The organism is Micromonospora fulviviridis (assembly GCF_014648395.1).
GTDB classification, from domain to species: domain Bacteria; phylum Actinomycetota; class Actinomycetes; order Mycobacteriales; family Micromonosporaceae; genus Micromonospora; species Micromonospora fulviviridis.
The window spans coordinates 947,810-969,611 of sequence record NZ_BMRA01000001.1 but is presented as its reverse complement, the minus strand read 5'-3'; the positions used below and the strand labels follow the sequence as shown (position 1 = coordinate 969,611).

Sequence of the window (21,802 nt, the reverse complement as noted above, 5' to 3'; positions counted from 1 at the left end):
ACAAGATCGTTTCGGTCTGGTTGCGACGCGTGATCGGGCTGCGGGGGTACCTGGGTGCAGGAAGGCGGTGCCCTCAGGTACAGTGGTGCCGCCTGCGGGTGTAGTTCAATGGCAGAACATCAGCTTCCCAAGCTGACAGTGCGGGTTCGATTCCCGTCACCCGCTCCAGCGCGAGGCCCCAGCTCAGGACAGGTTTCCTGGCTGGGGCCTCGATCGTTGCTACCGCTTCTTGCGCTGGCCGTGCCCGCTACGTGCCCGATCCCCTGCTCTGCTTGATCTGTGAGCTGAGCGCATCGGCGATGTGCTCGTCGCGCTCGCGGGCGGTGTGCTGGTAGATCATCGCCGCCCGGGTCAAGGCGGCCCTTGACGGGCCGCACGCGCCGCCGCCTGGGCGCGCCGGCCGCTGTCGCTGTCGCTCTGCGGCCGACACGCCGATGCCCAGCGGCTGGCGCGGAACGCGGGGAAGCCCGAAGGGCCGCCGCAGGACGACAGGCCGTTGACCGGTGGTGTGGTGGGCCGGCAGCCGGCCGGGCCGCGCGGCCACGAGCCCGCGCGGCGTAGGGGAGCGCATGCCAGCCGCGTCGGCGAGCTGCCGGCGGTCGCGGGGTTGCGGCTACTGCGCCTCCGGCGGGGGCGCAACGACTCCAGGATGGCCGGGGCTCCGTACGCGGGTCGCGGTCCGTGGGTGGTTGCGGTAGCGCCATCCCACCGCCGAAGACCCGGGGCGAGCCGAGCAGACCGCCGCCGGGGCCGCCAGCGTCCGTCCGTGAGTCAAGGCCGTCTTGACGTGGCGGCCCCGACGGCGGCCCGCTCCCACAAGGGCGGGTCGACGGCGACGGGATGGCGAGGTTCCGCTGGCCGGGTCAATGCCTCACCAGTCGCGCCAGTCGTCAGTAAGTTCGGTCCGCTCCATGTCGCGTCGAGAGGTAAGACCTTCGACGTCAATGCCCGCATCTGTCAGGACATCATCGATGTACTCACACAGCTTCTCGCGCTCGCCCGTCTCGATCCGGCCGTGTTCCTCATCGATCGCGTTGAGAGCCATGACGACCCGCTCGACCGACGCGAAGACCTCGTCATCGGACGGTGACGAGAACGAGCGTACGTCTGCTTCGTAGGCGTCAAGAACAGTATCGACAGCGGCGATGAATGCCTCTGGCCAGAGGTGTAGGGCGTAGGCGTCATCTTCAGCGAGGGTTCCTGCGGCGATGCGGCCCTTCTGGTCCTGCACCTCGCGGCCCCACTTCTCCGTGGGTCGTGTGATCATGGCGCGCAGCCTACCGATGGCGTCTGATAGCAATCGGAGTCGATCAGCTTGGGTGACCAGCTGAGTGACGATCGGTACGCACGCCGACGGACGGACTCGGACGACGGCGGATTGGCGCAGCAGGTGGGCAGGGGCTCTGGGGCAGTTCACCGCCCGCCGCTCATTCGCTCACACCGAACAGGTCACCTGCTCTCGTCCTGGTCCAACTGGCGGCGAGCCCGCCTCCACAGCTGTTCGAACTCGGTGGCAGACAGAGTCTCCAGCACAGGCTCGACGTCGGCGTCAGGCGACGGGAACAGCGCTTCAGGTACGACGCCATACCGCCTCTCGTACCTCACGACAGCGCCCGCGCCCCCTGAGTCGCGTGCGGCCAGCACCTCCGCAAGAGACGCCGCCGCCATGACCGCTTGGTCAGACCCGCGAAGCTCGACGTGGCGCAGTGACCACCGATCGGTGTCGAGTTCGTCGTAGTTCCAACGATCCTCTTCCGGCCAGTACCAGCGGACGTAGCTCAGCACCTCGCCATTCTGGTATCCGCGCGGGCCCTGCCTATCGCGGCGTGCCCGATGCGTGCCCGATGCAGCGGTCAACACCGGCCTACAAGGGCACCTCGGCATCCGCGATCTGGACGCTCCGTGCTCGCTCAGCTGCCAGCACGGCTTACTCACAGTGCAGATCAACCCGATTCCCAAGCTGACAGTGCGGGTTCGATTCCCGTCACCCGCTCCAGCACGAAGGCCCTGGCCAGGAGGTTCGTCCCGGTCAGGGCCTTCGATGTTCCACGGGCCGCCAGCGCCCGACGGGCCATCCACGGGCCACTAGCCACGCTTCTTACCGGCCTTCTTGCCCTTGCCGTTCGCCTTGTCTGAGGGACCGGCCGCCGACTTCTTGCCCGTCCGCGCCGCGATCGTGTTACCCGAGTGCCGCAGATCATGGAAGTGCAGACCTGACACGCCAAGCTTGTCGACCGCCGACGACCAGCCGATGATTTTGTTCAGGTTGCCCGACCTCCGATGAGTTCCAGCACGGTCCCGGGTCTTCAGGCATATCCACCTTCCGCGCGCGAATTTGGGGGCGTCTTGAAGCTCTTGCTCACGTCAGGCGGCGTCACGAACCCAAGCATCCACTCGGCGCTCGTGCAGCTCCTCGGCAAGCCGATCGCCGAGTGCCACGCCCTCTGCGTCCCGACAGCACAGTGGGGTCACCCGATGTGCGGTCCGAAATCGGTGCGGGGGTTCGTAGCCGCCGAGCCAGTGTTTCAGTACCCGTCCGGCCTGGGTTGGGCGTCGCTCGGTGTCCTCGAGCTCACCGCACTGCCCACCATCGGCGCGGAGCGATGGGTCCCCTGGGTCCGGGAGGCTGACGTGCTCCTGGTCGACGGCGGCGACGCGACGTACCTGTGCCACTGGATGCGGGAGTCCGGGCTGGCCGATCTACTGCCATCGCTGCCCGACACGGTTTGGGTGGGAGTGAGTGCCGGAAGCATGGTGATGACGCCCCGGATCGGAACGTACTTCGTCGAGTGGCCGTCCGCGCCGGACGACCGCACCCTCGGAGTCGTCGACTTCTCGATCTTCCCGCACCTGGACGCCTTCCCAACAAACACCCTGGCCCACGCAGAGCGGTGGGCCGCCGAAATCGGTGTCCCGGCCTACGCCATCGACGAACAGACGGCCATCAAAGTCGTCGACGGCTCCGTCGAGGTGGTCTCCGAAGGGCAATGGAAGGAGTTCGGGTCATAGCCGCCCGCCATACGTGATGTCAGTGGAACTCCCGCCGGAGCCAGAAGGCCAGGACTGCCCAGGTTGGGGAGCGGTGTCGGTTGCCTGGGGGTCAAGCAGTCGGGCGTCGGCCTTCACCTCTCACACGTAGTCACGCCAGAAGGTCACAGTCACCCTGGGTTCTCGGAACTCCTGATCGATGTAGTGGGCGAGGTCGTGGCCATACACGATGATGTCGGTCAGCCGGTGGATGGAGAGCACGGGATGCCCGAAGGAGCCCCGGCCAGCCGGCAGGTAGCGATGGGCGTACACGGGAACCATCCGGGGAACGTCGGCGAGAAGGCGCTTCGCCTTGGCAATGCGCCGGACGAGGTCGTGAGGGCGATTGCCCCACCCGGGTGGCCACTCGCCGTGCTGGATGTCGTCGAGCGCGGTGGTGAACGGCCAGTCAACCTGCTCCTGCAGGGTGGTGGAGTCGAGCTGGCGCCAGTTCGGCCAGCCCCAACTTGCCTTGTCGGGGTGGTCATCGTGGCCAGGTGTCCAGACTGGCAGCCCGGCCGCGAGGAAGGCGCGGTGGTCGTCGGCGAACTCGAAGCCGAACCGTCGCTCGATGCTGACGAACTCGGCGTCGGTGAGTCCTGGCTGGATGTCCACCAGGTCCAGCTGTGCTAACCGCCGAGCGGCCTCGATACCCAATGCGACACCGGCACCATTCGTCACCGGCGAAGGGTAGCGACCTGGTCGCCGTACGCGTGCGGGGCGACGGGAGGCGCGGGAGCAGCAGAGACGCAGCGAACGAGACGGCAAGCGATAACACCGGACGCGGCTGGAGCCCGAACAACGTGCGTGGACTGAGGTTTTCTGGCAGCAGACAGCCGTCGGTGCCCTGCAGCCGCGTTCACACCGAAGTGTCATCCGACCTGGGCGGGGATTGAAGGCGTGCCTGGAGGGGTACGGCTGGCCGAATGCTGCGCATCATATGGCCCGATGGGCGCGGGTGGGCGTCCTTGCTCGGCGGGCTGGGGGCCGGTGCCGGCCTGGTGATCGCGTACTTCCGTATCGTCACCATGGACGAGTCGTGGATGGCGCTGGCTTTGGTGGCGATTGCTGTACTGCTAGCTGGGATTCCTTATCAGCAAGGGCCGGGGCGAGCGCACGTCGTTGCATCGCTAGCGCCGTGGCGCTACTTCGTCCGGGGCCTCGGCCTTGCGATGTCCGTCGGTGGCCTCGTGGGCGCATGGTGATGGGGCTTCTGGTGGTCGACCCCGGGCTCGTCCGGCGTCGGCCAGGGCCATGCCGAGGAGGGTGGATGCCCCGCTGGCAGTGGCCGGGAAATGAGTCGCTTCGGCGGGCAACCGGCCCTACCTTCGCTGGCATGAAGCTTCTCTCCGTCAATGTGGGTAAGCCTCGGCCCAATCCGTGGAAGAAGCTCAGCGCGACAGGAATTGACAAGCGACCTGTTCCCGGCCCGGTCGCTGTCGTCGCCCCCGGCCCCAAGGGCACCGGCGAAGTCGGTCTCGTGGGCGACCGTGTCTATGACGTGAAGCACCACGGCGGTCCCGACCAGGCTGTCTACGCGTACGCCCGCGAGGATCTCGATCGCTGGGAAGCCGAGTTGGACAGGCCGATCACCAACGGTGGCTTCGGGGAGAACCTGACGACCGTTGGCCTCGACGTCAATCGCGCGTTGATCGGCGAACGCTGGCGGATCGGGTCGGATGTCGTCCTGGAGGTGTCATGCGCACGGATCCCGTGTGCGACGTTCCAGGGCTGGCTGCAACAGCACGGCTGGATCAAGCGGTTCACGCAGGCCGCGGTGCCGGGCGCGTATCTGCGTGTGATCGAGCCGGGCCAGGTCCGCGCCGACGACCCGGTCGAGATCATGTACCGGCCCGCTCACCACGTGACCGTCGAGCTCGTCTTCCGTGCGATGACACTCGAACCGGAGCTGTTGCCGCAACTGTTGGCCGCCGAGGCGCTGCCCCAGGAAGAAAGGGAACTGGTCCGCAAGCGGTGTCCATGAGGAGGGCCGGGTTTCGGGGCTGGCCCGCCATCCGCTCTCCGAGAGATCAACCTTGCCCGGCCTCAACGCTGTGAAGCGTCAGCCTCGCGGGAGCTGCGCAACGCGCCGACGGCCACGAGACCCGCGCCGGCGAGCGGGATTGCCGCCTCGATGGCCCACGGCACCTGAGGGAAGCCCTCCGTTGCCGTGCTCACCATCACTCCTGGCTCCAGAAAGGCGCCGTCGGCAGGTTTGGCCATGACCCACCAGCCTGACCATTGCGCGGCGAGATCCGAGTATGCGTCAGCCGCTACGAGTGACAGCAGGAACAACCCCACCGGGAGCAGCCAACGCCGGTCGGCCCGCCACCCCGACAGCGCGAGTGCCCCCATGGTCACGAGGGCGGCGAGCAGCGCCGGCCATACCGTTCCGAGCAGGTCGAGCAGCGGATAACGGCCGAACTCCTGCGCGAAGCTCAGCCCGAACCAGGCCAGTAACAGCAGCGCGAGGACGGTGGTCGCCACGCCCCGCCGCCTGGCGCGTGACGGTAACGCCAGCACACCGGCCGCGAGACAGAGAACGCCAAGCGTCAGGCCCAGCGTGGCGAGCCTTTCCCGGTCGATCAACTCCCGCCAACGCGCCAACATCGACGTCTTCGCTACCCCCTGGCCGTATGCCAGCAAGCCTGTTTCATCGACCTGTTCCTGGTACCAGAGCAGTCTCATCGCCGCCACCACGGCAAGTAGCCCGATGCCGGCGGCGACGGCCCACCGCACGCGGCGCGCACCTCGATCCATCAGGACGTGGCCCAGCAGTGCGAGCAGCATGACGAGGCCGAACTGCAGCGACGCCGCTGGCATGGCGAGCAGCGCCGCCCCAACCGAGAGCAGACCAGCCGCGACGGATGCAACGAGCAGGCCGATCGAAAGACGCATGGCCAAGATCGTGACAGACGACCCGGAAGTGCGCGTAGCCCACAATGTGGGGCGGGCAGGATCGGCACCAATTTGTCTGATAGTCGAATGGCGAATTGACCGCGGAGCAGGTCAGTTGCCGAAGCGACGCCAGGCGTCGTTGGCGACCGCGTTGACACTCTGGCCCGCGTCGAGCAGGTCGGCGGCCGTGAACCGCTCCGCGCCGCCGGCGCGCCAACGGACGGCCCGTCGCGCGAGGCCGGCATACTCGGGCAACAGGCGCGCGAGATATTCGCCCGCCGCGGCCTTGGAAATGATGCCGCCGTGGGCCAGCGTGTAGTGCAACCGGGCGGGTCCCAGCACGAACCAGCTCACGATCCCGCCGTCCATGGCGGTGGCCGGGGCCACGCCGGCCAGCTCCGTGGGGAACGCCGCCACACTGGACTGCCAGTAGTCCCGCAGGTTGTCGAGGTTGTATCGGCGAAGCTGCTCCGGGTCGACCCGTACCCCCAGATCGGCGACGGCCGGGCCGCGCACCGGGATGCCGTGGCGTTGCAGGGTGAGCCAGAGGACGGGGGTCAGCTCGCCGCAGGGCGCGTCGGTCCGGAACTCGCCGTCGACCACGAACGGGACAGCCCGGCCGTCCGCCGGCCAGGACCGGGCCAGCGCGGGTTCGAGGTAGACGCCGTCGAAATGGGGTGACGGGGGCATCCCGGCGTGGATCCGCGCGAGCCGGGCCAGGTCGTCGCGGGCCGGTGCGCGCGAGGTCAGGATCACCGTGTCGACGTCACTGGCGCCAGGCTGCCAGGCGCTGAGCGCGGCGGACCCGACGACGTAGAGCGCCCGCACGTAGCCGGGCAGCGTCCGGTCGACCGCGTACAGGTATCGCCGGGTCAGCTCCTCGATCACCACGTTCACGGTAGCGCCGAAGCCGCGATCACTTCCCGCAGCAGGACTCCCCGGTCGCCGCCGTGACACCGGGGCGGCTCCACTGCGCGATCGGGCGGCCGTCGAGACGCCACTGGTGCCCGCTGACCTTCGGCCACCCCTCCGGTGAGTCCTCCCAGTTCTCCTGCCGGCCGTAGACCATGAGGTCGAGGGCGTGGTAGCTGGTCGTCAACGCCTCGACGCCGCGCCCGGTGGTCCAGTAGGTCTCGTAGATCCGGTCGTCGTCGTCGCGCAGGTAGCAGGCGATGAAACCGAAGCCACGGCCGTCCACCAGCGCCGGGTCGGAGTCCCGCGCCGAGTACCAGGGGAAGCGGTAGCCCATGAACTCCGCGAACGGGGCGCTGTCGGCGTAGGAGCCCTGGCAGAGCACGGCGTACGTGACGTCCCGGGCGTGCAGGTAGTCCAGCCTCTCCATGTGACAGGTCGCGAAGGTGCACCCCTCGCACTGGTCCTCGTACGGCTTGCCGTCGTGCCACATGTGGAAGTACGCCATCAGCATCCGGCGGCCCTCGAAGACGTCCAGCAGCGGCGTCTCCCCGCCGGGGCCCTGCACGGTCACGGGCGGCACCGGGGTCATGGGCAGCCGGCGCCGGGCGGCCGCGATGGCGTCGCCCTCGCGGGTGTGCGCCTTCTCCCGGGCCAGCAGGTGGTCACGTTCGCGCCGCCACGTCTCCCGGTCGACGATCGGCGGCAGGGCGGTGCGGTAGGTGGAAGTCGTCATCGGGGGCGTTCTCCTTCGGGCGTCCGAATCGGTCACCGGTATGGACCTGCCCGGCCGGCGATTCTCATCGGTCACCCGGGGATCAGGAGTCCGCGGTGAGGTCGAGGACGTGCCGCAGGCAGGGCTGCCCGCCGATCAGCACCTCCTCGACCGGCACGAACCCGGTCCGCCGGAGCACCGCCAGGGAGGCCGGGTTCGCCAGTGCGGCCGACGCGACCAGGCGGCGCAGCCCGTACTCGTCACGGGCCAGCGCGCAGACCCGGCGTACGCCCTCGCGGGCCAGGCCGCGCCCGGTAACCCGCTCGGCCACCCGGTAGCCCAACTCGGCGCTGCCGTCCGCCACGTCGACGAGGTTGAACCGGCCCAGCACCGTGCCGTCGTCGTCGACCAGCACGTGGAAGTGGCACGCGCCGGTGTCCTGTTCCGTCAGCAGGTCCGCGAGCCGGTCGGCGAACTCGTCGAAGTAGTCGTCGCCCCGGTCCGGCACGAACCGCGCGAAGTACGCCCGGTTCACCCGCTCGAAGCGGAGCAACGCCGGAGCATGACGGGTGGCGAGCCGTTCGAGTTCGGGCATCAGGAGACGGTAGCAACGCGGAGGTCGGCGAGCAGATCCTCGACGGCCGCGAACTCGTCGGGCCGCAGCGGGCCGTGGGCGAGCGCGCCGGCGTTCTGCTCGACCTGGGCGACGGTGCGGAACCCCGGGATCGGGACGGTGGCCGCGCTGCGGGCCCAGAGCCAGGCCAGCGCGCCCTGGGTGGGCGTACGGCCGCCGGTGGCGAACACCTCCCGCAGGGCCTCCACCCGGGCCAGCCACTCGGGCGCCCCGGCGCCGTCGCGGAAGTAGGTCATCCAGTCGTAGCTCTGCGACCGCACGTCGTCCCGGGCGACCGTGCGGCCGTCGGCGTACTTGCCGCTGAGCAGGCCCATGGCGAGCGGTCCCCGGTTGATGCTGGCCAGCCCGGCCCGCTCGCACAGCTCGATCATCGCCGGCCGGTCGGCCAGCACCGACATGTCGTGCTGCACGGCCGCGCAGTGCGGGCCGGCGGCGGCGAAGGCCGCGGCGCGTTCCGGGTCGTCGGTGCTCCAGCCGTACGCCCGGATCTTGCCGGCGGCGACCAGGTCCTCGAGCGGCCCGATGAGGTCCAGCGCCTCCGCGACCGGCAGGTCGCCGAGGTGGAGCTGGTAGAGGTCGACGTGGTCGGTCCCCAGCCGCCGCAGCGAGCCGTCCAGGCAGCTACGCAGGTACGCGACGCTGCTGTCCGTGCCGAGCGCCTCCCGGGTCCGCTCGTCGAAGGTGAACCCCCACTTCGTGGCGATCACCACCCGGTCCCGGTCGGCGCCGAGCGCCCGGCCGAGCACCACCTCGCTGTGCCCGGCGCCGTAGCTGCTGGCCGTGTCGAAGAAGGTGACGCCGAGTTCGAGGGCCCGGCGGACGGCCCGGGTCGACTCGGCGTCGTCGACCCGGCCCCACCCGTACTGGTTGGCGCCACCGGCGTACGGGCCGCCGATCGCCCAGCAGCCCATGCCCAGCGCGCTGACCTCGATCCCGCTCCGCCCCAACGTGCGCTTCATGATCCGCTCCCCGTTCCGTGACGTGGTTCTGCCGGTTGCCACTTTCCGGGTTCGAGCGGACTCGAAGTCAAGCCCCGGGGTACCAGCGCAGCTCGACGGTGTTGCCGTCCGGGTCGCGGACGTAGATCGAGGTGGCCGTGCCCCGCGCCCCGAAGCGCGGCACCGGCCCGGTCAGCACGGTGAACACCCCGGACTCGACCACCTCCGCCCAGTCGAGCGGCTCGACCACCAGGCAGAAGTGGTCCACGTTCGACCCGTCCGGCTCGCCGCGGACCAGGTCGATGATGGTGTCGGCGTTGACGCGTACCGAGGGGAAGGGCACCTCGCCGGCGCGCCAGCGGTCGACGCGTACCGGCGCGAGGCCGAGGGTGTCGCAGTAGAACGCGAGGGACCGTTCGACGTCGGTGACGGCGAGGACCAGGTGGTCGAAGCCGGTCACCCGCACGGCGCTCACCGGGTCTCCAGCGCGTACGCGTCGCGCAGCCAGCCGCTGAACAGCTCCGGGTCGATCTCGGCGACGGTGCGCAGCTTGACCGAGGCCATCCGGCGCGCGCCCGGGACGAGCCGCCCGGAGGCGTCCGCCACGTCCTGCCCCCGCCACAGCCCGAAGGTGACGTACGCCGGGTACGCCTTGACCAGGCAGATCGGCGTCTTCCCGGGCCGGTCGCCGAGCCCCCAGACCGGGTGGCCGTGCCACATCGCGCCGGCGGCCTCCGGCAGCGCGGCCTCGATGACGGAACGCAGCTTCTCGCCGGTCTCGCGCAAGGGCGCGTCGAGGCCGGTCGGGTAGGTGGTGACGGGTTCCATGTGGTCCTCCTGCGTGCGGTGGGAACACCGTCAACACTCGTCCGCGGCGCCGTCCGGACCAAGACGCGATCGGGCTACGATCGTTGACCAGGATTCAACGGTGGGGCGGCGGTGCTGGAGCGGTACGAGATCGAGACGTTCCTGACCCTCGCCGAGGAGCTGCACTTCGGGCGGACCGCCGAGCGGCTGCGGGTGACCACCGGGCGGATCAGCCACGTGGTGCGGAAGCTGGAACGCCGGATCGGGGCGCCGCTGTTCGAGCGGACCAGCCGGGTGGTCCGGCTCACTCCGATCGGCGCCCGCCTCGCCGAGGAGCTGCGCCCGCTGGTGGCCGGTATCGAGGACGCCGTCCAGCGCGCCGTCGACGCCGGGCGCGGGCTCGCCGGCGAGCTGCGGGTGGCGTACGTCGGTGAGTCGACCGCCCCGGTGCTGCTGCGGGCCGTCGCCCTGTTCACCGAGCGCCACCCGGACTGCGTGGTGCACGTCCACGAGGCCCCGCTCGCCACCACCCGGTCGAGCCTGCGGGACGGCTCGATCGACGTGCTGATCGCCTCGTACCCCTTCGACGGCATGGCGAACGGCCCGGCGCTGCTGCACGAGCGCCGGGTGCTCGCGGTGGCCGCGGGCCATCCGCTGACGGGCGAGGAGTCGGTGTCGCTGGAGGTACTGGCCGACCACCCGGTGGTGCAGTACCCGGCGGTGACCTCGGCCGCGTTCAAGCGGGACCGCACGCCGGACCGGACCCCGTCGGGACGGCCGGTGCCGCAGGGCCCCGCCGGAACCACGTTCTCCGAGATGCTCGCCCTGGTCGCGATGGGACGCGGGGTGCTGCCGGTGGGCGAGCAGACCCGCCACTACCACGCCCGCCCCGACCTGGCGTACGTGCCGATCCGCGACGCGCCGCCGATCCGTCGTGGTCCGGTCTGGCTGGCCAGCAACACCACCACCCGGGTACGCGAGTTCGTCCGCGCCGCGGTCGACGCCAACCCCGTCCCGGAGCCCTGACGATGTCGGACCCGGCTGGCAGCATGACGGCGTGCGGGACGAGATCCGGGCGCTGGTCGAGGCGCTGACGCCGGGCGACGAGCTGGAGGGGCGGCATCGCGCCGCGGCGCTGGCCTGGCTGGCCGGGACGGCGGACATCTTCCGCCGGGCGAAGCCGCGCACGCCCTCACCGCACCTGGTCGCCTACTTCCTGCTCCGCGACGAGACGGACGGCGCGGTGCTGCTGGTCGACCACCGCAAGGCCGGCATGTGGCTGCCCAGCGGCGGTCACGTCGAGCCGGGCGAGCACCCCGCGCAGACCGTACGCCGGGAGATGGTGGAGGAGTTGGGCGTGCCGGCCGTCTTCGCGCCGGCCCTCGGCGAGCACCCGGCCTTCCTCACGGTGACCGGGACCGTCGGCCCTCCGGAGGAGCGGCACACCGACGTCAGCCTCTGGTACGTGCTGACCGGCAGCCGCGACCAGAAGCTGATCCCCGACCCGGCGGAGTTCCGGGCCGTCCGCTGGTGGACACCCGCCGAGGTGGCCGAGGCCCCGCCCGGCACGGTCGAGCCGCACCTCGGCCGGATGCTGGCGAAGCTCAGCCGAGGCTGACCGTCAGGGGGTGCAGGTCCCGGCGAGGGGTGAGCGCGGTGGCCACCAGGATCAGCGCGGCGGCCAGGCCGACCAGGAAGAACAGCGAGAGGGTCGGCTGACCGAGCCACTCCCAGAGCGGGTGCCAGCTCGGGTGCGGCTCGTCGAGGTGGTGTGGGGCCAGCGACGCGGTGGCCAGCAGCACCGGCGCCCACCAGAGGAACAGGGTGATCCCCAGCAGCAGGGGTGCCCGCCGACGGTCCTCGGTGCGCCGGCTCGTCCAGGCGAAGACCAGCCAGGCCAGGACGCCACCGATCAGCCCGGCCAGCACGGCGACGGGCAGCACGGCCGGCGGCGCGGCCCGCTTGAGTTCCACCCCGAGGTAGGAACCGAAGGAGCGGGGGTCGTCGAAGGTGGCCCGTAGCACGGTGTCGCCACGGCGGGCCACCAGGACCGTCTCGACCGGCTGGCTCGCCGGGTCGCAGCGGGGGTCGGCGCAGGTCTGGAGGACCTCGGAGGTCGGCTCGTACACCTGCCAGCCGGCGGCCCGGAGGCGTTGCTGCGCGGTCGCCAGCGTCTCCGCCTCGGACGTCGGCATGGGCCCGACCGCGGAGCCTCCGGCGCCGCCCTCCTGGTACTCGCCGCCGTCGCCGAGCAGCAGATCGCGCAGGGAGGCCCGGGACAGCGGCTGGCCGTAGATGACGAACAGCGCGCGGGCGGTCGACACGTCCTCACCCAGCCGGTGGCCGGGGAACGCCTCGGTGAAGACCGCGGCGAACTCGGCCCGGTCCGGCTGCGGCCGGGAGGTCTCCCAGGCGACCCGGCTGGCCAGCGCGGCGGTGAACAGCCCGCAGATCAGCGCGGTGAGGACGGCCCACACGCCGACCGTGCTGCTGGCCGGCCGGCCGAGGCGGCAGCGCAGGCCACCCCGGACCAGGTCGACCGCCTCGCCGAGGGTGGGTCGGGTCTGCCCGGCGGGCGCGGCATCGAGCAGCACGCCGAGCAGCTCCTCACCGTGCTCGCGCCGGTAAGCGCGGGGATAGGCGAGCAGCAACCGGCGGTAGCGGCGGGTGAGCGACATGGTCTCCCCTGCGGTCGAGAGGTGGGGCGGGGACGCGGGTCAGGCGGTGCGGGGGCGCAGGGCGCGCAGGCGGGTCTCGGCGGCGGTGGCGAGCTGGCGCAGCCGGGCGGTCTCGGCCCGGAGCGCGTCGAGGCCACCGGGGGTGAGCCGGTAGTAGCGGCGCAGCCGGCCGTCGACCACCTCCTCCCGGTCGGGCTCGACGAGGCCCTGCGCGGTGAGCCGGTCCAGCGCGGTGTAGAGGGTGCCGGGCAGCAGGCTGACGCGCGTGGCGGAGAGCACGGCGACCTCCTGGATGATCCCGTAGCCGTGCCGGGGGCCGCCGGCGAGCGCGGTGAGGATCAGGAACGTGGGCTCCCGCATCTGGGTCACGCCGGCAACATATATAAGTGATCGATACATCGTCAACGCCTTGACCCTGCCCCTGCGGCAAGGCCCAGCGTGGTCCGTGCCGGTCGCCGCGACCGGCACGAGGAACGCGACCGGTGCGAGGAGGATGGGCCCGTGGAGCTGCTGACCATCGGGGCGTTCGCCCGTGCGGCGCGCCTGACGCCCAAGGCGCTGCGGCTCTACGACGAGCTGGGGCTGCTGCCACCCGCCGCCGTCGACCCGCACTCGGGCTACCGGTACTACGCGCCGGACCAGCTCGACCGGGCCCGGCTGATCGCCGCGCTGCGCCGGGCCGGCATGCCGCTGGCCGAGATCCAGGCCGTCTGCGGCCTGCCGCCGGACGCCGCCGCCGAGGCGGTCGACGCCTGGTGGCGGCGGGTCAGCGCCGACACGGTGGCCCGCGGGCGCGCCGTCGCGCTCCTCGTCGACCAGCTCACCGAGAGGGGCACCACCATGTCCGACACGACCTTCCGGTACGCCCGCCGCTGCGAGACCGGCACCGTCCGGGACTCCAACGAGGACACCGCCTACGCCAGCGCGACGCTGCTCGCCGTGGCGGACGGCATGCGGGGCCCCGGCGGCGCCGCCGCCAGCACCGCCGCCGTGGACGCGCTGCGGCCGCTCGAGCCGGCCGACGCGCCCGCCGGTGACCTGCTCGCCGCGCTCGCCGACGCGGTGGGCGCGGCCGACCGGGCGGTACGCGCGCACGCCACCGGCGACCACCAGCCGGTCACCACGCTGACCGCCATCCTGCGGCGCGGCACCCGGCTGGCCCTCGTGCACGTCGGGGACACCCGGGCGTACCTGCTGCGCGGCGGCGAGCTGTCCCGGCTCACCCAGGACCACACCTACGTCCAGTCCCTGGTCGACCAGGGAAAGCTGACTCCCGCCGAGGCCGGGGCGCACCCGCAGCGGGCCCTGCTGGCCCGGGCGCTCGGGGCCGGCGAGGTCGAGGCCGACCTGGCGCTGCGCACGGCCCTGGCCGGCGACCGCTACCTGCTCTGCTCCGACGGCCTCGCCGCGGTGGTCGACCCCGAGGCGCTGCAAGCCACGCTCGCCGGGGCCGACGACCCGGAGGCCGCCGTCGAGCGCCTGGTCGACCTCGCGTACGCCGCGGGCGCGCCCGACAACATCGCCTGCGTGGTCGCCGACCTGGTGGCGGCGTAGTCCCCCGACCCGGGTCGGCATGTCCGACCCGGGTCGTACCCTGGTGATCATGCGGATTGGCATCGTGATCCTGCCGGACCAGCGCTGGTCGGACTCCCGGCGGCGCTGGCAGCAGGCGGACGAGTGGGGCTTCGACCACGCCTGGACCTACGACCACCTGGGGTGGCGCGACCTGGTCGACGGCCCCTGGTTCGACTCGATGACCACGCTCACCGCCGCCGCGACGGTGACCTCCCGGATCCGCCTCGGGACCCTGGTCGCCTCGCCGAACTTCCGGCACCCGGCGGCGTTCGCCCGGCAGGTGACCGCGCTGGACGACGTCTCCGGGGGCCGGGTGCTGCTCGGCCTCGGCGCGGGCGGCATCGGCTTCGACTCGGCCGTTCTCGGCGGGGAGACCCTGCCGCCCCGGCAGCGGGTCGACCGGTTCGCCGAGTTCACCGAGCTGCTCGATCTGATCCTGCGGGAGGACGGCACGACCTGGCGCGGCGAGTGGTTCGCCGCGGTCGACGCGCGGAACAATCCCGGCTGCGTCCAGCAGCCCCGGGTGCCGTTCGTCGTCGCCGCGAACGGGCCCCGGTCGATGCGGCTGGTCGCCCGCTTCGGGCAGGGCTGGGTGACCACCGGGCTGGGCGGCGACGACCTGGAGAGCTGGTGGTCGACCGTGGCGGAGCTGTCCGCCCGGCTGGACGCGACGCTGGAGCAGGCCGGGCGCGACCCGGCCACCCTGGACCGCTACCTGTCGCTGGACTCGGCGCCGGTCTTCTCGCTGCGCAGCGCGGACTTCTTCGCCGAACAGGTCGCCCGTGCCGCGCGGCTGGGCTTCACCGACGTGGTGACCCACTGGCCCCGGGCCAGCAGCTGGTACGCGGGCGACGAGGCGGTGCTGGTGGAGGCGGCGCGGCTGCTGCCGGAGCTGCGCCGGGCGTGACCGTCAGGTGCCCAGGTCGCCGGTGCTGATCCCGCCGTCCCCGGCGGAGACCAGCCGGAACCGGATGCAGACCACCTGGCTGTCGTCGTCGACGGGGAAGCCGACCCGGGCCCAGTAGCGGCGGTGCCCCTCGCGCCACTCCTCGATGGACCGGTCCCCCTCCCCCTCGGAGCGGGCGAAGTCCCAGGTCACGTCGGCGAAGCGGACCACCTCGACGTCGGTGACCTCGACGACGCCGATCAGCTTGTCGTCGTCGTCGACCAGGACCAGCCGTTCGCCGACGCGTTCCAGCTCCTCGTTCTCGGCGGCGTACTCGTCGGTCAGCAGGCCGGCGGTGGCGGTCTTCACGCCGGACAGCACGAGGGTGTTGAGGGTGGTGCGCAGCTCGCCGGGCGTGCCGAGGGCGAGGGTGCGAAGTCCACCGATGCGGGGCCACATCCTGCCGAGGCTAACCGCCGGCCGCCGGCCCGTCGCGGGATTTCGACGGCCCCCACGGGCCGGCCCGGCGGGACTAGCGTGGGCGGCATGGCGGATCGTCGAGCGGTGCTGGTGCCGGGCCGGGAATACGACACCCGGGCCCCACTCTTCGCGTACGTGGGGGAGGCGCTGCGCCGCCTCGGCTTCGCCGTGCACGAGGTGACCTGGCAGGTGCCTCGCGACCTGCGGGCGGACCGGACGGCCGACTGGGTCGCCGAGCAGGTGACCCCCGTGCTCGACGGCGCCGACCTGCTGGTGGGCAAGTCGTTGGGCGCCTTCGCCGCTCCGCTCGCGGCCGACCGGGAGCTGCGTGCCGTGTGGCTGACGCCGGTGCTGAGCGACCCGGAGGTGGTCGAGGCGCTCGGCCGGGCCACCGCGCCGTGCCTGCTGGTCGGGGGCACGGCCGACTCGCTCTGGAACGGCGCGACGGCCCGCCGGCTCAGCCCGCATGTGCTGGAGGTGCCGGACGCCGACCACTGGATGCTGGTGCCCGGCCCGCTGGCGCGTTCCGCCGAGGCGCTCGGTCGGGTCTGCACCGCCGTCGAGGACTTCGTTCAGATGAGCTGGCCGGCGTAGCCGGCGGCGGCCAGCACCCGGGCGTCGCCCGTCGCCGCGTGCGCCTCCAGCACCGCGTCGGCCAGCTTCACCACGTGCTCGTCGCCGTGCCGGGCCGCCCGGGCGAACACCTCCGCCGGGTCCGTCCCGGTCACCGCCGGTGCGGGGGCCGGCGTGGGTGGGGCGTACACCGAGGTCACGGCGGCCGTGGCCGACCAGGCCGCGGCGACGCTCGGCGCCCAGAGCGCCGGATCCAGGGCCGGAAGGGTACGCAGGACCGCGGTCGGCGCGGTCACGGCGTGCACCAGCATCACCGGGTTGCCGTGCCCGAACCGCAGGTAGTCCAGCCCCGCCCGGTGCACCAGGCCGGTGAGGGTGCGCTCGGCGTCGGCCGGGTCGGCGGGTGGGCGCAGCGCCGTTGCCGCGTCGGACCATCCGGGCAGGTCGGGCAGCCGCCCGAGCCGGTCCCGGATCCCGCCGGTCTGCGCCGGGATCCGGGGCACCGCCGCGAGCGCGGCCGGCACGTCGGAGTGCCCGGTGAGCGGGCCGGCGCCGGGCACCGGTTGCCAGCGCGCGGCCCAGTAGCCGAGCGCCTGCCCCAGCTCGGCCAGCCGCTGCGGGTTCTCCCCGTCGGTACGCAACACCCGCACCGCGTGCCCGACCCGGATCACCCCGTGCGTGGCACCGGCCGCGATGCCCGGCAGCAGCCGCGGCCACCATTCGCCGAGCACCTCGCGCCAGGGCCGGTCGCGCAGCTCGCGGTCGAAGTGGGCGAGCCAGTCGCCGGCCCGCTTCGGGTCGCCCAGCGCGGCCCGCCAGTCGTCGACCGGCCGCAGCCCGCGGGGCAGTTCGTCCAGCCGGCGCAGGTAGTCGTCCAGCCAGCGGTGCACCCGGGCGCCGTGGCCGTGGCGGACCAGCGCCTCGACCGCCATCGGTCCGTGGTTGGAGAGCCAGCCTTCGAATTCCGGGCCGGTCCGGTGCAGCCGTTGGTACGCCTCGTCGAGGATGCCGTCGTCCATGCGCCGATCCTCGGAGTTGAAGCCCCCTTGAGGTCAACCCTCAGGGCAACTGCTCCCCGGTGAGCAGGGCGCGCAGCCGGAGCCGTTCGGCGACCGGCGCGGGACAGGTCGCCACGAGCGCGGCCGTCCCGACGAACTCGGCCCCGCTGTCCCGGACCAGGCGGTGCAGCGCGTCGAGCTGCGCCCCGGTGGCCACCCAGTCGTCGGCCAGCAGCACCCGGTCGCCGGGGCCGAGCCGGCGGGCGTCCACGCCGATCCGGAGCTGCCGGCCGCGGTAGTCCGGGGGCGTCTCGGCCCAGCGCATCGGCCCGACCCGGCGCCGTTCCCCGCCGTCCTTGTATGCGGGCAGGAACCCGGCACCGGCGGCCACCGCGACCAGCGGGCCGAGCAGCAGCCCGGTCACCTCGGGGGCGATCACCACGGTCGGCCGGGCGGCCGGGAAGAGGCCGGCCAGGGCGGGCCCGACCCCGGCGAGCACCTCGGGATCCCGCCACCAGCCGGAGAGGTCGCTGACCAGATGGCTGCTCCCGGGGCCGGGGTCGACCCAGCGGAACAACTCGACCAGGCGTCGGCTCAGCACGCCTCCATCCTGGGGCACCGACGCCAGGCGATGCCGCACCGGCCCCGGCCAGCGCTCCTTCCTCCGTTCGGTGGAGTGCCGCTGGCTTGATCGGCTACACGTACCAGGGTAAATGCGGGCATAGCACCATGATCACGTTGACTTCGGAAGTGCTTCTCTCGTTACGGTCCGAGCCGGTTTGTTCAGCTAACGAAAGGACCGGGCGGTGGCTGGTAGGCACCTTCGTACCCGCAAGTTCTCCTCGCCGGCCGGCATCGCCGCCACCGCAGCGGTCGGTGTGGTGCTGGCCATCGGTGGCACCGTGGGCGCGGTCCAGCTCACCTCGGCCGAGCCCACCGGCGGGCCGGCCGCCGTCGAGGCCCTGCCCAGCACCCTCGCCCCCAGCTCGGCGTCCCCCTCCGCCTCGCCGAGCGCGTCGCCGAGCCTCAGCCCCTCGCCGAAGGCCACCCCGAGCCCGACCCGGACGCAGGCGGCGTCCCGGAGCAAGCCCCGGACCGCCAGCCCGAAGCCGACCGCGAAGAAGACCACCGCCGCCGCGAAGGTCGTGGACAGCGGCTCCTGCGGCGCGTCCTTCTACGACGAGGGCCAGATGACGGCGAACGGCGAGACGTTCAACCCGGACGCGCTGACGGCCGCGCACAAGACCCTGCCGTTCAACACGAAGGTCCGGGTGACCAACCCGGCCAACGGCAAGTCGGTCGTGGTCCGGATCAACGACCGCGGGCCCTACATCGACGGCCGCTGCCTGGACCTGTCCCGGGCCGCGTTCGCCGCGATCGCCTCGACCGACCTGGGCGAGCTGACCGTCAGGTACGAGGTCCTCGGCTGACCCGGTGACCGGCGGCGATCGGGTCGGCGGCGCGATCCGGCCGGGCAGAACCTCCTCGGACGACGGGCCAGGTTCATTCACCCGTTCACGTCCATCAGGCATGCTGTCCGGTGTACGCACGCAACCCTTCCAGTCGGGCCACGGCCCGCTGAGCCCCGGATCCCGCGCCGGCCTCGGCGCGGCCCTCGCGCTGCTCGCGATCGTCTCCGCCGTCGAGCTGGCCGACGGCCGTCCCGCGCACTACGTCGCGCTGATGGTGGCCGCCCCGTTCCTCGCCGCCGCGCTCGCGTCCTGGCGGGTGGTGCTCGGGGTGGGCCTGCTCGCCACCGGGATCGGGGCCGCGTTCGCCCTGGCCGAGCAGACCATGTCGCTGGTCACCGCGGTCAACGTGGCCGGCATCGCGCTGGCCACGGCGATCGCCGGCGCCGTGGCGGCGGTACGCCAGCGCCAGTCGGAGCGGATCGCGGAGTTGTCCCGGCTCGCCTCGGTCGCCCAGCAGGCGGTGCTCCGGTCGCTGGGCCCGCAGGTCGGCACCCTGGCGGTGGCCGCCCGCTACATCTCCTCCACGGCCACCGCCGAGATCGGCGGCGACCTCTACGAGGCGATGGACACCCCGTACGGCGTCCGCATGATCATCGGTGACGTGCGCGGCAAGGGGCTGGACGCGGTCCGGCTGGCCAGCATCGTGCTCGGCTCCTACCGGCACGTGGCGTACGAGCGGGCGGACCTGCGCGCGGTGGTGACCGACCTGGACCGGGCGGTGGCCCGCAACGTGGGCGACGAGGACTTCGTCACCGCGGCGCTGGTCGAGGAGCGCGGCGGCACCCTCACCATCGTCAACTGCGGTCACCCGCCACCGCTGCTGCTGCGCCGGGGCGCGGTGATCCCGCTGGAACCGCCCGCGCCCGCGCCGCCGCTCGGCTTCATGCCGGTGGTCCGGCCCCGCGTCGAGCGGCTGGAGCCGGGCGACCGGCTGCTGCTCTTCACCGACGGGCTGGGCGAGGCGCGCCGGGACGGGGAGTTCTTCCCGACCGCCGACCGGGCCTGGCGGCTGCTCGGCCACGGCACCGTCGCCGACGGTCTCGCCTCGCTGGAGACCGCCCTGGTCGAGTGGGTGCACGGCCGGCTCGACGACGACATCGCGCTGGTCCTGATGGAGTACACGGGGCCCCGCAGCGCCGCCACCGCGCCCGTGCCGAGCTGGGAGGTCGGCGCCGCCGAGAGCTGATCCGGCGGTCAGTCCATCGGGTGAACGGGAAGTGTGTAATCGCTGTCACTTCCGAGATCGGCTTGTCGTTGGCTACCGGCGAGTAATACAGTCTGGAGTTACTGATCGGTAACACCTGTCCGGAAGCGGGGCCAGCGAGCATGACCCACTACAAGAGCAACCTTCGGGACCTCGAGTTCAACCTCTTCGAGGTCTTCGGGGCGGACCGGACGTTCGGCCAGGAGCCGTACACGGACCTGGACGTCGACACCGCCCGTAGCTTCCTCTCCGAGGTCGACCGCCTGGCCCGCGAGGACCTGGCCGCCAGCTACTCGGACAGCGACCGCAACCCGCCGGTCTTCGACCCCGCGACGCACACCGCGCCGCTGCCGGAGTCGTTCAAGAAGTCGTACCAGGCGTTCATGGACTCGGAGTTCTGGCGGCTGGACCTGCCGGAGGCCCTCGGCGGCACCAACGCCCCGCGCGCCCTCTGGTGGTCGCTCGCCGAGCTGGTGCTCGGCGCCAACGCCCCGATCTGGATGTACGCCTCCGGCCCGTCCTTCGCGCACGTGCTGCACGTCGAGGGCACCGAGCAGCAGAAGAAGTGGGCCCGCCTCTTCATCGAGAAGCAGTGGGGCTCGACCATGGTGCTGACCGAGCCGGACGCCGGCTCGGACGTGGGCGCCGGCCGTACCCGCGCGATCCCGCAGCCGGACGGCTCGTGGCACATCGAGGGCGTCAAGCGCTTCATCACCTCGGGTGAGCACGACCTGACCGACAACATCGTCCACTACGTGCTGGCCCGCCCGGTCGGCGTCGAGGGCGTCGGCGGCCCGGGCACCAAGGGCCTGTCCCTTTTCGTCGTGCCGAAGTTCCACTTCGACGAGGAGACCGGCGAGCTGGGCGAGCGCAACGGCGTCTTCGCCACCAACGTCGAGCACAAGATGGGCCTGAAGGTCTCCAACACCTGCGAGGTGACCTTCGGCGAGCACGGCGTACCGGCCAAGGGCTGGCTGCTGGGCGAGAAGCACGACGGCATCCGGCAGATGTTCATGATCATCGAGTACGCCCGGATGATGGTCGGCACCAAGGCGATCGCCACCCTCTCCACCGGCTACCTGAACGCGCTGGAGTACGCCAAGAACCGGGTGCAGGGCGCCGACCTGGTCCAGCAGACCGACAAGACCGCCCCGCGCGTGACCATCACGCACCACCCGGACGTGCGCCGCTCGCTGCTCATGCAGAAGTCGTACGCCGAGGGCCTGCGCGCGCTGGTCTGCTACACGGCCACCTGGCAGGACAAGGTGGCGGTCGCCGAGGCGGCCGGTGACGAGAAGGCCACCAAGCTGGCGAAGCGGGTCAACGACCTGCTCCTCCCGCTGGTCAAGGGCGTCGGCTCGGAGCGGGCGTACGAGCTGCTCGGCCACGAGTCGCTGCAGACCTTCGGCGGCTCCGGCTTCCTCCAGGACTACCCGCTGGAGCAGTACGTCCGGGACGCCAAGATCGACACCCTGTACGAGGGCACCACGGCGATCCAGAGCCTCGACCTGATCTTCCGGAAGATCGTCCGGGACAACGGCAAGGCGCTCATGGCCGTCGCCGGCGAGATCCAGGAGTTCATCGCCTCCGAGGCCGGCAACGGCCAGCTCAAGGAGGAGCGGCAGGCGCTCGGCAAGGCGCTCGGCGAGATCCAGAACATCCTCGGCGTGATGATGGGCTGGCTGACCGAGGCCCAGGGCGGCGACGCCCGCGCCCTCTACAAGGTCGGCCTGAGCAGCCGCCGGTTCCTGCTGGCGATCGGCGACCTGGTGGTCGGCTGGCTGCTCCAGAAGCAGGCGGACGTGGCGCTGAAGGCCCTCGGTGGCGAGGTCTCCGCGAGCGACAAGGCGTTCTACACCGGCAAGGTGGCCGCCGCCCGGTTCTTCGCCCGCGAGGTGCTGCCCCGCATCGGCGCCGACCGGCGGATCATCGAGGGCGCCGACCTGGAGATCATGGACCTCCCGGAGGAGGCGTTCTGATCCCCGACGGGGTGATTCGACCCTGA

General features: G+C 72.0%; 26 protein-coding genes and 1 tRNA gene. 12 read left to right on the top strand and 15 right to left on the bottom strand.

The genetic code is table 11. The features are described 5' to 3' along the window. Positions 1-94 precede the first annotated feature (94 nt). Positions 95-168: transfer RNA gene (locus tag IEY96_RS04855), tRNA-Gly, on the top strand. 703 nt (positions 169-871) lie between these two features. On the opposite strand, the gene IEY96_RS04850 is transcribed toward IEY96_RS04855, so the two are convergent. Beyond that, complete coding sequence (locus tag IEY96_RS04850) at positions 872-1,267, bottom strand: hypothetical protein (RefSeq protein WP_189193540.1); 396 nt, start codon at positions 1,265-1,267, stop codon at positions 872-874. A gap of 182 nt (positions 1,268-1,449) precedes the next feature. Next, a complete protein-coding gene (locus IEY96_RS04845; RefSeq protein ID WP_189193539.1) occupies positions 1,450-1,785 on the bottom strand; it encodes a hypothetical protein in 336 nt (111 codons plus the stop codon). A gap of 561 nt (positions 1,786-2,346) precedes the next feature. Here IEY96_RS04845 and IEY96_RS04840 point away from each other — a divergent pair. Continuing rightward, positions 2,347-3,009: a Type 1 glutamine amidotransferase-like domain-containing protein gene (locus IEY96_RS04840; RefSeq protein ID WP_189193538.1), complete on the top strand. Its 663-nt coding sequence runs from the start codon at positions 2,347-2,349 to the stop codon at positions 3,007-3,009. Positions 3,010-3,129: 120 nt separating this feature from the next. Here the strand turns inward: IEY96_RS04840 and IEY96_RS04835 are convergent, their stop codons facing one another. After that, positions 3,130-3,708 (bottom strand): hypothetical protein, encoded by a 579-nt coding sequence (locus IEY96_RS04835; protein ID WP_229791375.1) that lies wholly within the window; start codon positions 3,706-3,708, stop codon positions 3,130-3,132. A gap of 245 nt (positions 3,709-3,953) precedes the next feature. Between IEY96_RS04835 and IEY96_RS04830 the strand changes: the two genes are divergently transcribed. Next, entirely contained in the window at positions 3,954-4,232 is a 279-nt protein-coding gene (locus tag IEY96_RS04830; protein WP_229791374.1) for a hypothetical protein, read from the top strand. 131 nt (positions 4,233-4,363) lie between these two features. Beyond that, positions 4,364-5,011, top strand: a complete 648-nt coding sequence (locus tag IEY96_RS04825) for an MOSC domain-containing protein (protein ID WP_189193536.1) — start codon at positions 4,364-4,366, stop codon at positions 5,009-5,011. A 62-nt stretch (positions 5,012-5,073) separates the two neighbouring features. On the opposite strand, the gene IEY96_RS04820 is transcribed toward IEY96_RS04825, so the two are convergent. The 7 genes from IEY96_RS04820 to IEY96_RS04790 form a co-directional block, all read right to left on the bottom strand. Beyond that, the gene (locus tag IEY96_RS04820; protein ID WP_189193535.1) at positions 5,074-5,925 is read right to left on the bottom strand and encodes an aminopeptidase; all 852 of its coding nucleotides are present in this window, start codon (positions 5,923-5,925) and stop codon (positions 5,074-5,076) included. A gap of 111 nt (positions 5,926-6,036) precedes the next feature. Next, the gene (locus IEY96_RS04815) at positions 6,037-6,813 is read right to left on the bottom strand and encodes an aminoglycoside adenylyltransferase domain-containing protein (RefSeq protein ID WP_189193534.1); all 777 of its coding nucleotides are present in this window, start codon (positions 6,811-6,813) and stop codon (positions 6,037-6,039) included. A 28-nt stretch (positions 6,814-6,841) separates the two neighbouring features. Then, complete coding sequence (locus tag IEY96_RS04810; protein ID WP_189193533.1) at positions 6,842-7,573, bottom strand: DUF899 family protein; 732 nt, start codon at positions 7,571-7,573, stop codon at positions 6,842-6,844. Positions 7,574-7,655: 82 nt separating this feature from the next. After that, complete coding sequence (locus tag IEY96_RS04805; RefSeq protein ID WP_189193532.1) at positions 7,656-8,147, bottom strand: GNAT family N-acetyltransferase; 492 nt, start codon at positions 8,145-8,147, stop codon at positions 7,656-7,658. After that, on the bottom strand, positions 8,147-9,145 hold the full coding sequence (locus tag IEY96_RS04800; RefSeq protein WP_189193531.1) for an aldo/keto reductase: 999 nt from the start codon (positions 9,143-9,145) through the stop codon (positions 8,147-8,149). The genes IEY96_RS04805 and IEY96_RS04800 overlap by 1 nt, the downstream gene beginning before the upstream one ends. 67 nt (positions 9,146-9,212) lie before the next feature. After that, entirely contained in the window at positions 9,213-9,599 is a 387-nt protein-coding gene (locus tag IEY96_RS04795) for a VOC family protein (protein WP_189193530.1), read from the bottom strand. After that, positions 9,596-9,952 carry a DUF1801 domain-containing protein gene (locus tag IEY96_RS04790; RefSeq protein ID WP_189193529.1) on the bottom strand — a complete coding sequence of 119 codons (357 nt, stop codon included), beginning with the start codon at positions 9,950-9,952 and terminating at the stop codon, positions 9,596-9,598. The genes IEY96_RS04795 and IEY96_RS04790 overlap by 4 nt, the downstream gene beginning before the upstream one ends. A 111-nt stretch (positions 9,953-10,063) precedes the next feature. Between IEY96_RS04790 and IEY96_RS04785 the strand changes: the two genes are divergently transcribed. After that, positions 10,064-10,957: a LysR family transcriptional regulator gene (locus IEY96_RS04785; protein ID WP_189193528.1), complete on the top strand. Its 894-nt coding sequence runs from the start codon at positions 10,064-10,066 to the stop codon at positions 10,955-10,957. 31 nt (positions 10,958-10,988) lie between these two features. Beyond that, a complete protein-coding gene (locus tag IEY96_RS04780) occupies positions 10,989-11,549 on the top strand; it encodes an NUDIX hydrolase (protein ID WP_189193527.1) in 561 nt (186 codons plus the stop codon). Here IEY96_RS04780 and IEY96_RS04775 read toward each other — a convergent pair. Next, the gene (locus IEY96_RS04775; RefSeq protein WP_189193526.1) at positions 11,536-12,609 is read right to left on the bottom strand and encodes a hypothetical protein; all 1,074 of its coding nucleotides are present in this window, start codon (positions 12,607-12,609) and stop codon (positions 11,536-11,538) included. The two genes, IEY96_RS04780 and IEY96_RS04775, sit on opposite strands and share 14 nt — an antisense overlap. Before the next feature lie 39 nt (positions 12,610-12,648). Continuing rightward, positions 12,649-12,969 carry a PadR family transcriptional regulator gene (locus IEY96_RS04770; RefSeq protein ID WP_189193626.1) on the bottom strand — a complete coding sequence of 107 codons (321 nt, stop codon included), beginning with the start codon at positions 12,967-12,969 and terminating at the stop codon, positions 12,649-12,651. A 141-nt stretch (positions 12,970-13,110) separates the two neighbouring features. Here IEY96_RS04770 and IEY96_RS04765 point away from each other — a divergent pair, with 141 nt between their 5' ends. Further along, complete coding sequence (locus IEY96_RS04765; RefSeq protein WP_189193525.1) at positions 13,111-14,163, top strand: MerR family transcriptional regulator; 1,053 nt, start codon at positions 13,111-13,113, stop codon at positions 14,161-14,163. Positions 14,164-14,206: 43 nt separating this feature from the next. Continuing rightward, positions 14,207-15,091: an LLM class flavin-dependent oxidoreductase gene (locus IEY96_RS04760; RefSeq protein ID WP_189193625.1), complete on the top strand. Its 885-nt coding sequence runs from the start codon at positions 14,207-14,209 to the stop codon at positions 15,089-15,091. A 3-nt stretch (positions 15,092-15,094) separates the two neighbouring features. On the opposite strand, the gene IEY96_RS04755 is transcribed toward IEY96_RS04760, so the two are convergent. Then, the gene (locus IEY96_RS04755) at positions 15,095-15,529 is read right to left on the bottom strand and encodes an ASCH domain-containing protein (RefSeq protein ID WP_189193524.1); all 435 of its coding nucleotides are present in this window, start codon (positions 15,527-15,529) and stop codon (positions 15,095-15,097) included. An 87-nt stretch (positions 15,530-15,616) separates the two neighbouring features. On the opposite strand from IEY96_RS04755, the gene IEY96_RS04750 reads away from it, so the two are divergent. Continuing rightward, positions 15,617-16,144 (top strand): alpha/beta fold hydrolase, encoded by a 528-nt coding sequence (locus tag IEY96_RS04750; RefSeq protein WP_189193523.1) that lies wholly within the window; start codon positions 15,617-15,619, stop codon positions 16,142-16,144. On the opposite strand, the gene IEY96_RS04745 is transcribed toward IEY96_RS04750, so the two are convergent. Both IEY96_RS04745 and IEY96_RS04740 read right to left on the bottom strand, forming a co-directional pair. Continuing rightward, positions 16,123-17,142, bottom strand: a complete 1,020-nt coding sequence (locus tag IEY96_RS04745) for a questin oxidase family protein (protein ID WP_189193522.1) — start codon at positions 17,140-17,142, stop codon at positions 16,123-16,125. The genes IEY96_RS04750 and IEY96_RS04745 overlap by 22 nt on opposite strands. A 40-nt stretch (positions 17,143-17,182) precedes the next feature. Further along, the gene (locus IEY96_RS04740; protein WP_091316020.1) at positions 17,183-17,722 is read right to left on the bottom strand and encodes a phosphoribosyltransferase; all 540 of its coding nucleotides are present in this window, start codon (positions 17,720-17,722) and stop codon (positions 17,183-17,185) included. 205 nt (positions 17,723-17,927) lie between these two features. On the opposite strand from IEY96_RS04740, the gene IEY96_RS04735 reads away from it, so the two are divergent. The 3 genes from IEY96_RS04735 to IEY96_RS04725 all read left to right on the top strand — a co-directional run bounded on the left by IEY96_RS04735 (position 17,928) and on the right by IEY96_RS04725 (position 21,776). Further along, positions 17,928-18,551 (top strand): septal ring lytic transglycosylase RlpA family protein, encoded by a 624-nt coding sequence (locus tag IEY96_RS04735; RefSeq protein ID WP_189193521.1) that lies wholly within the window; start codon positions 17,928-17,930, stop codon positions 18,549-18,551. Positions 18,552-18,651: 100 nt separating this feature from the next. Next, complete coding sequence (locus IEY96_RS04730; protein WP_189193520.1) at positions 18,652-19,779, top strand: PP2C family protein-serine/threonine phosphatase; 1,128 nt, start codon at positions 18,652-18,654, stop codon at positions 19,777-19,779. A 140-nt stretch (positions 19,780-19,919) separates the two neighbouring features. Then, a complete protein-coding gene (locus IEY96_RS04725) occupies positions 19,920-21,776 on the top strand; it encodes an acyl-CoA dehydrogenase (protein WP_189193519.1) in 1,857 nt (618 codons plus the stop codon). Positions 21,777-21,802 lie beyond the last annotated feature (26 nt).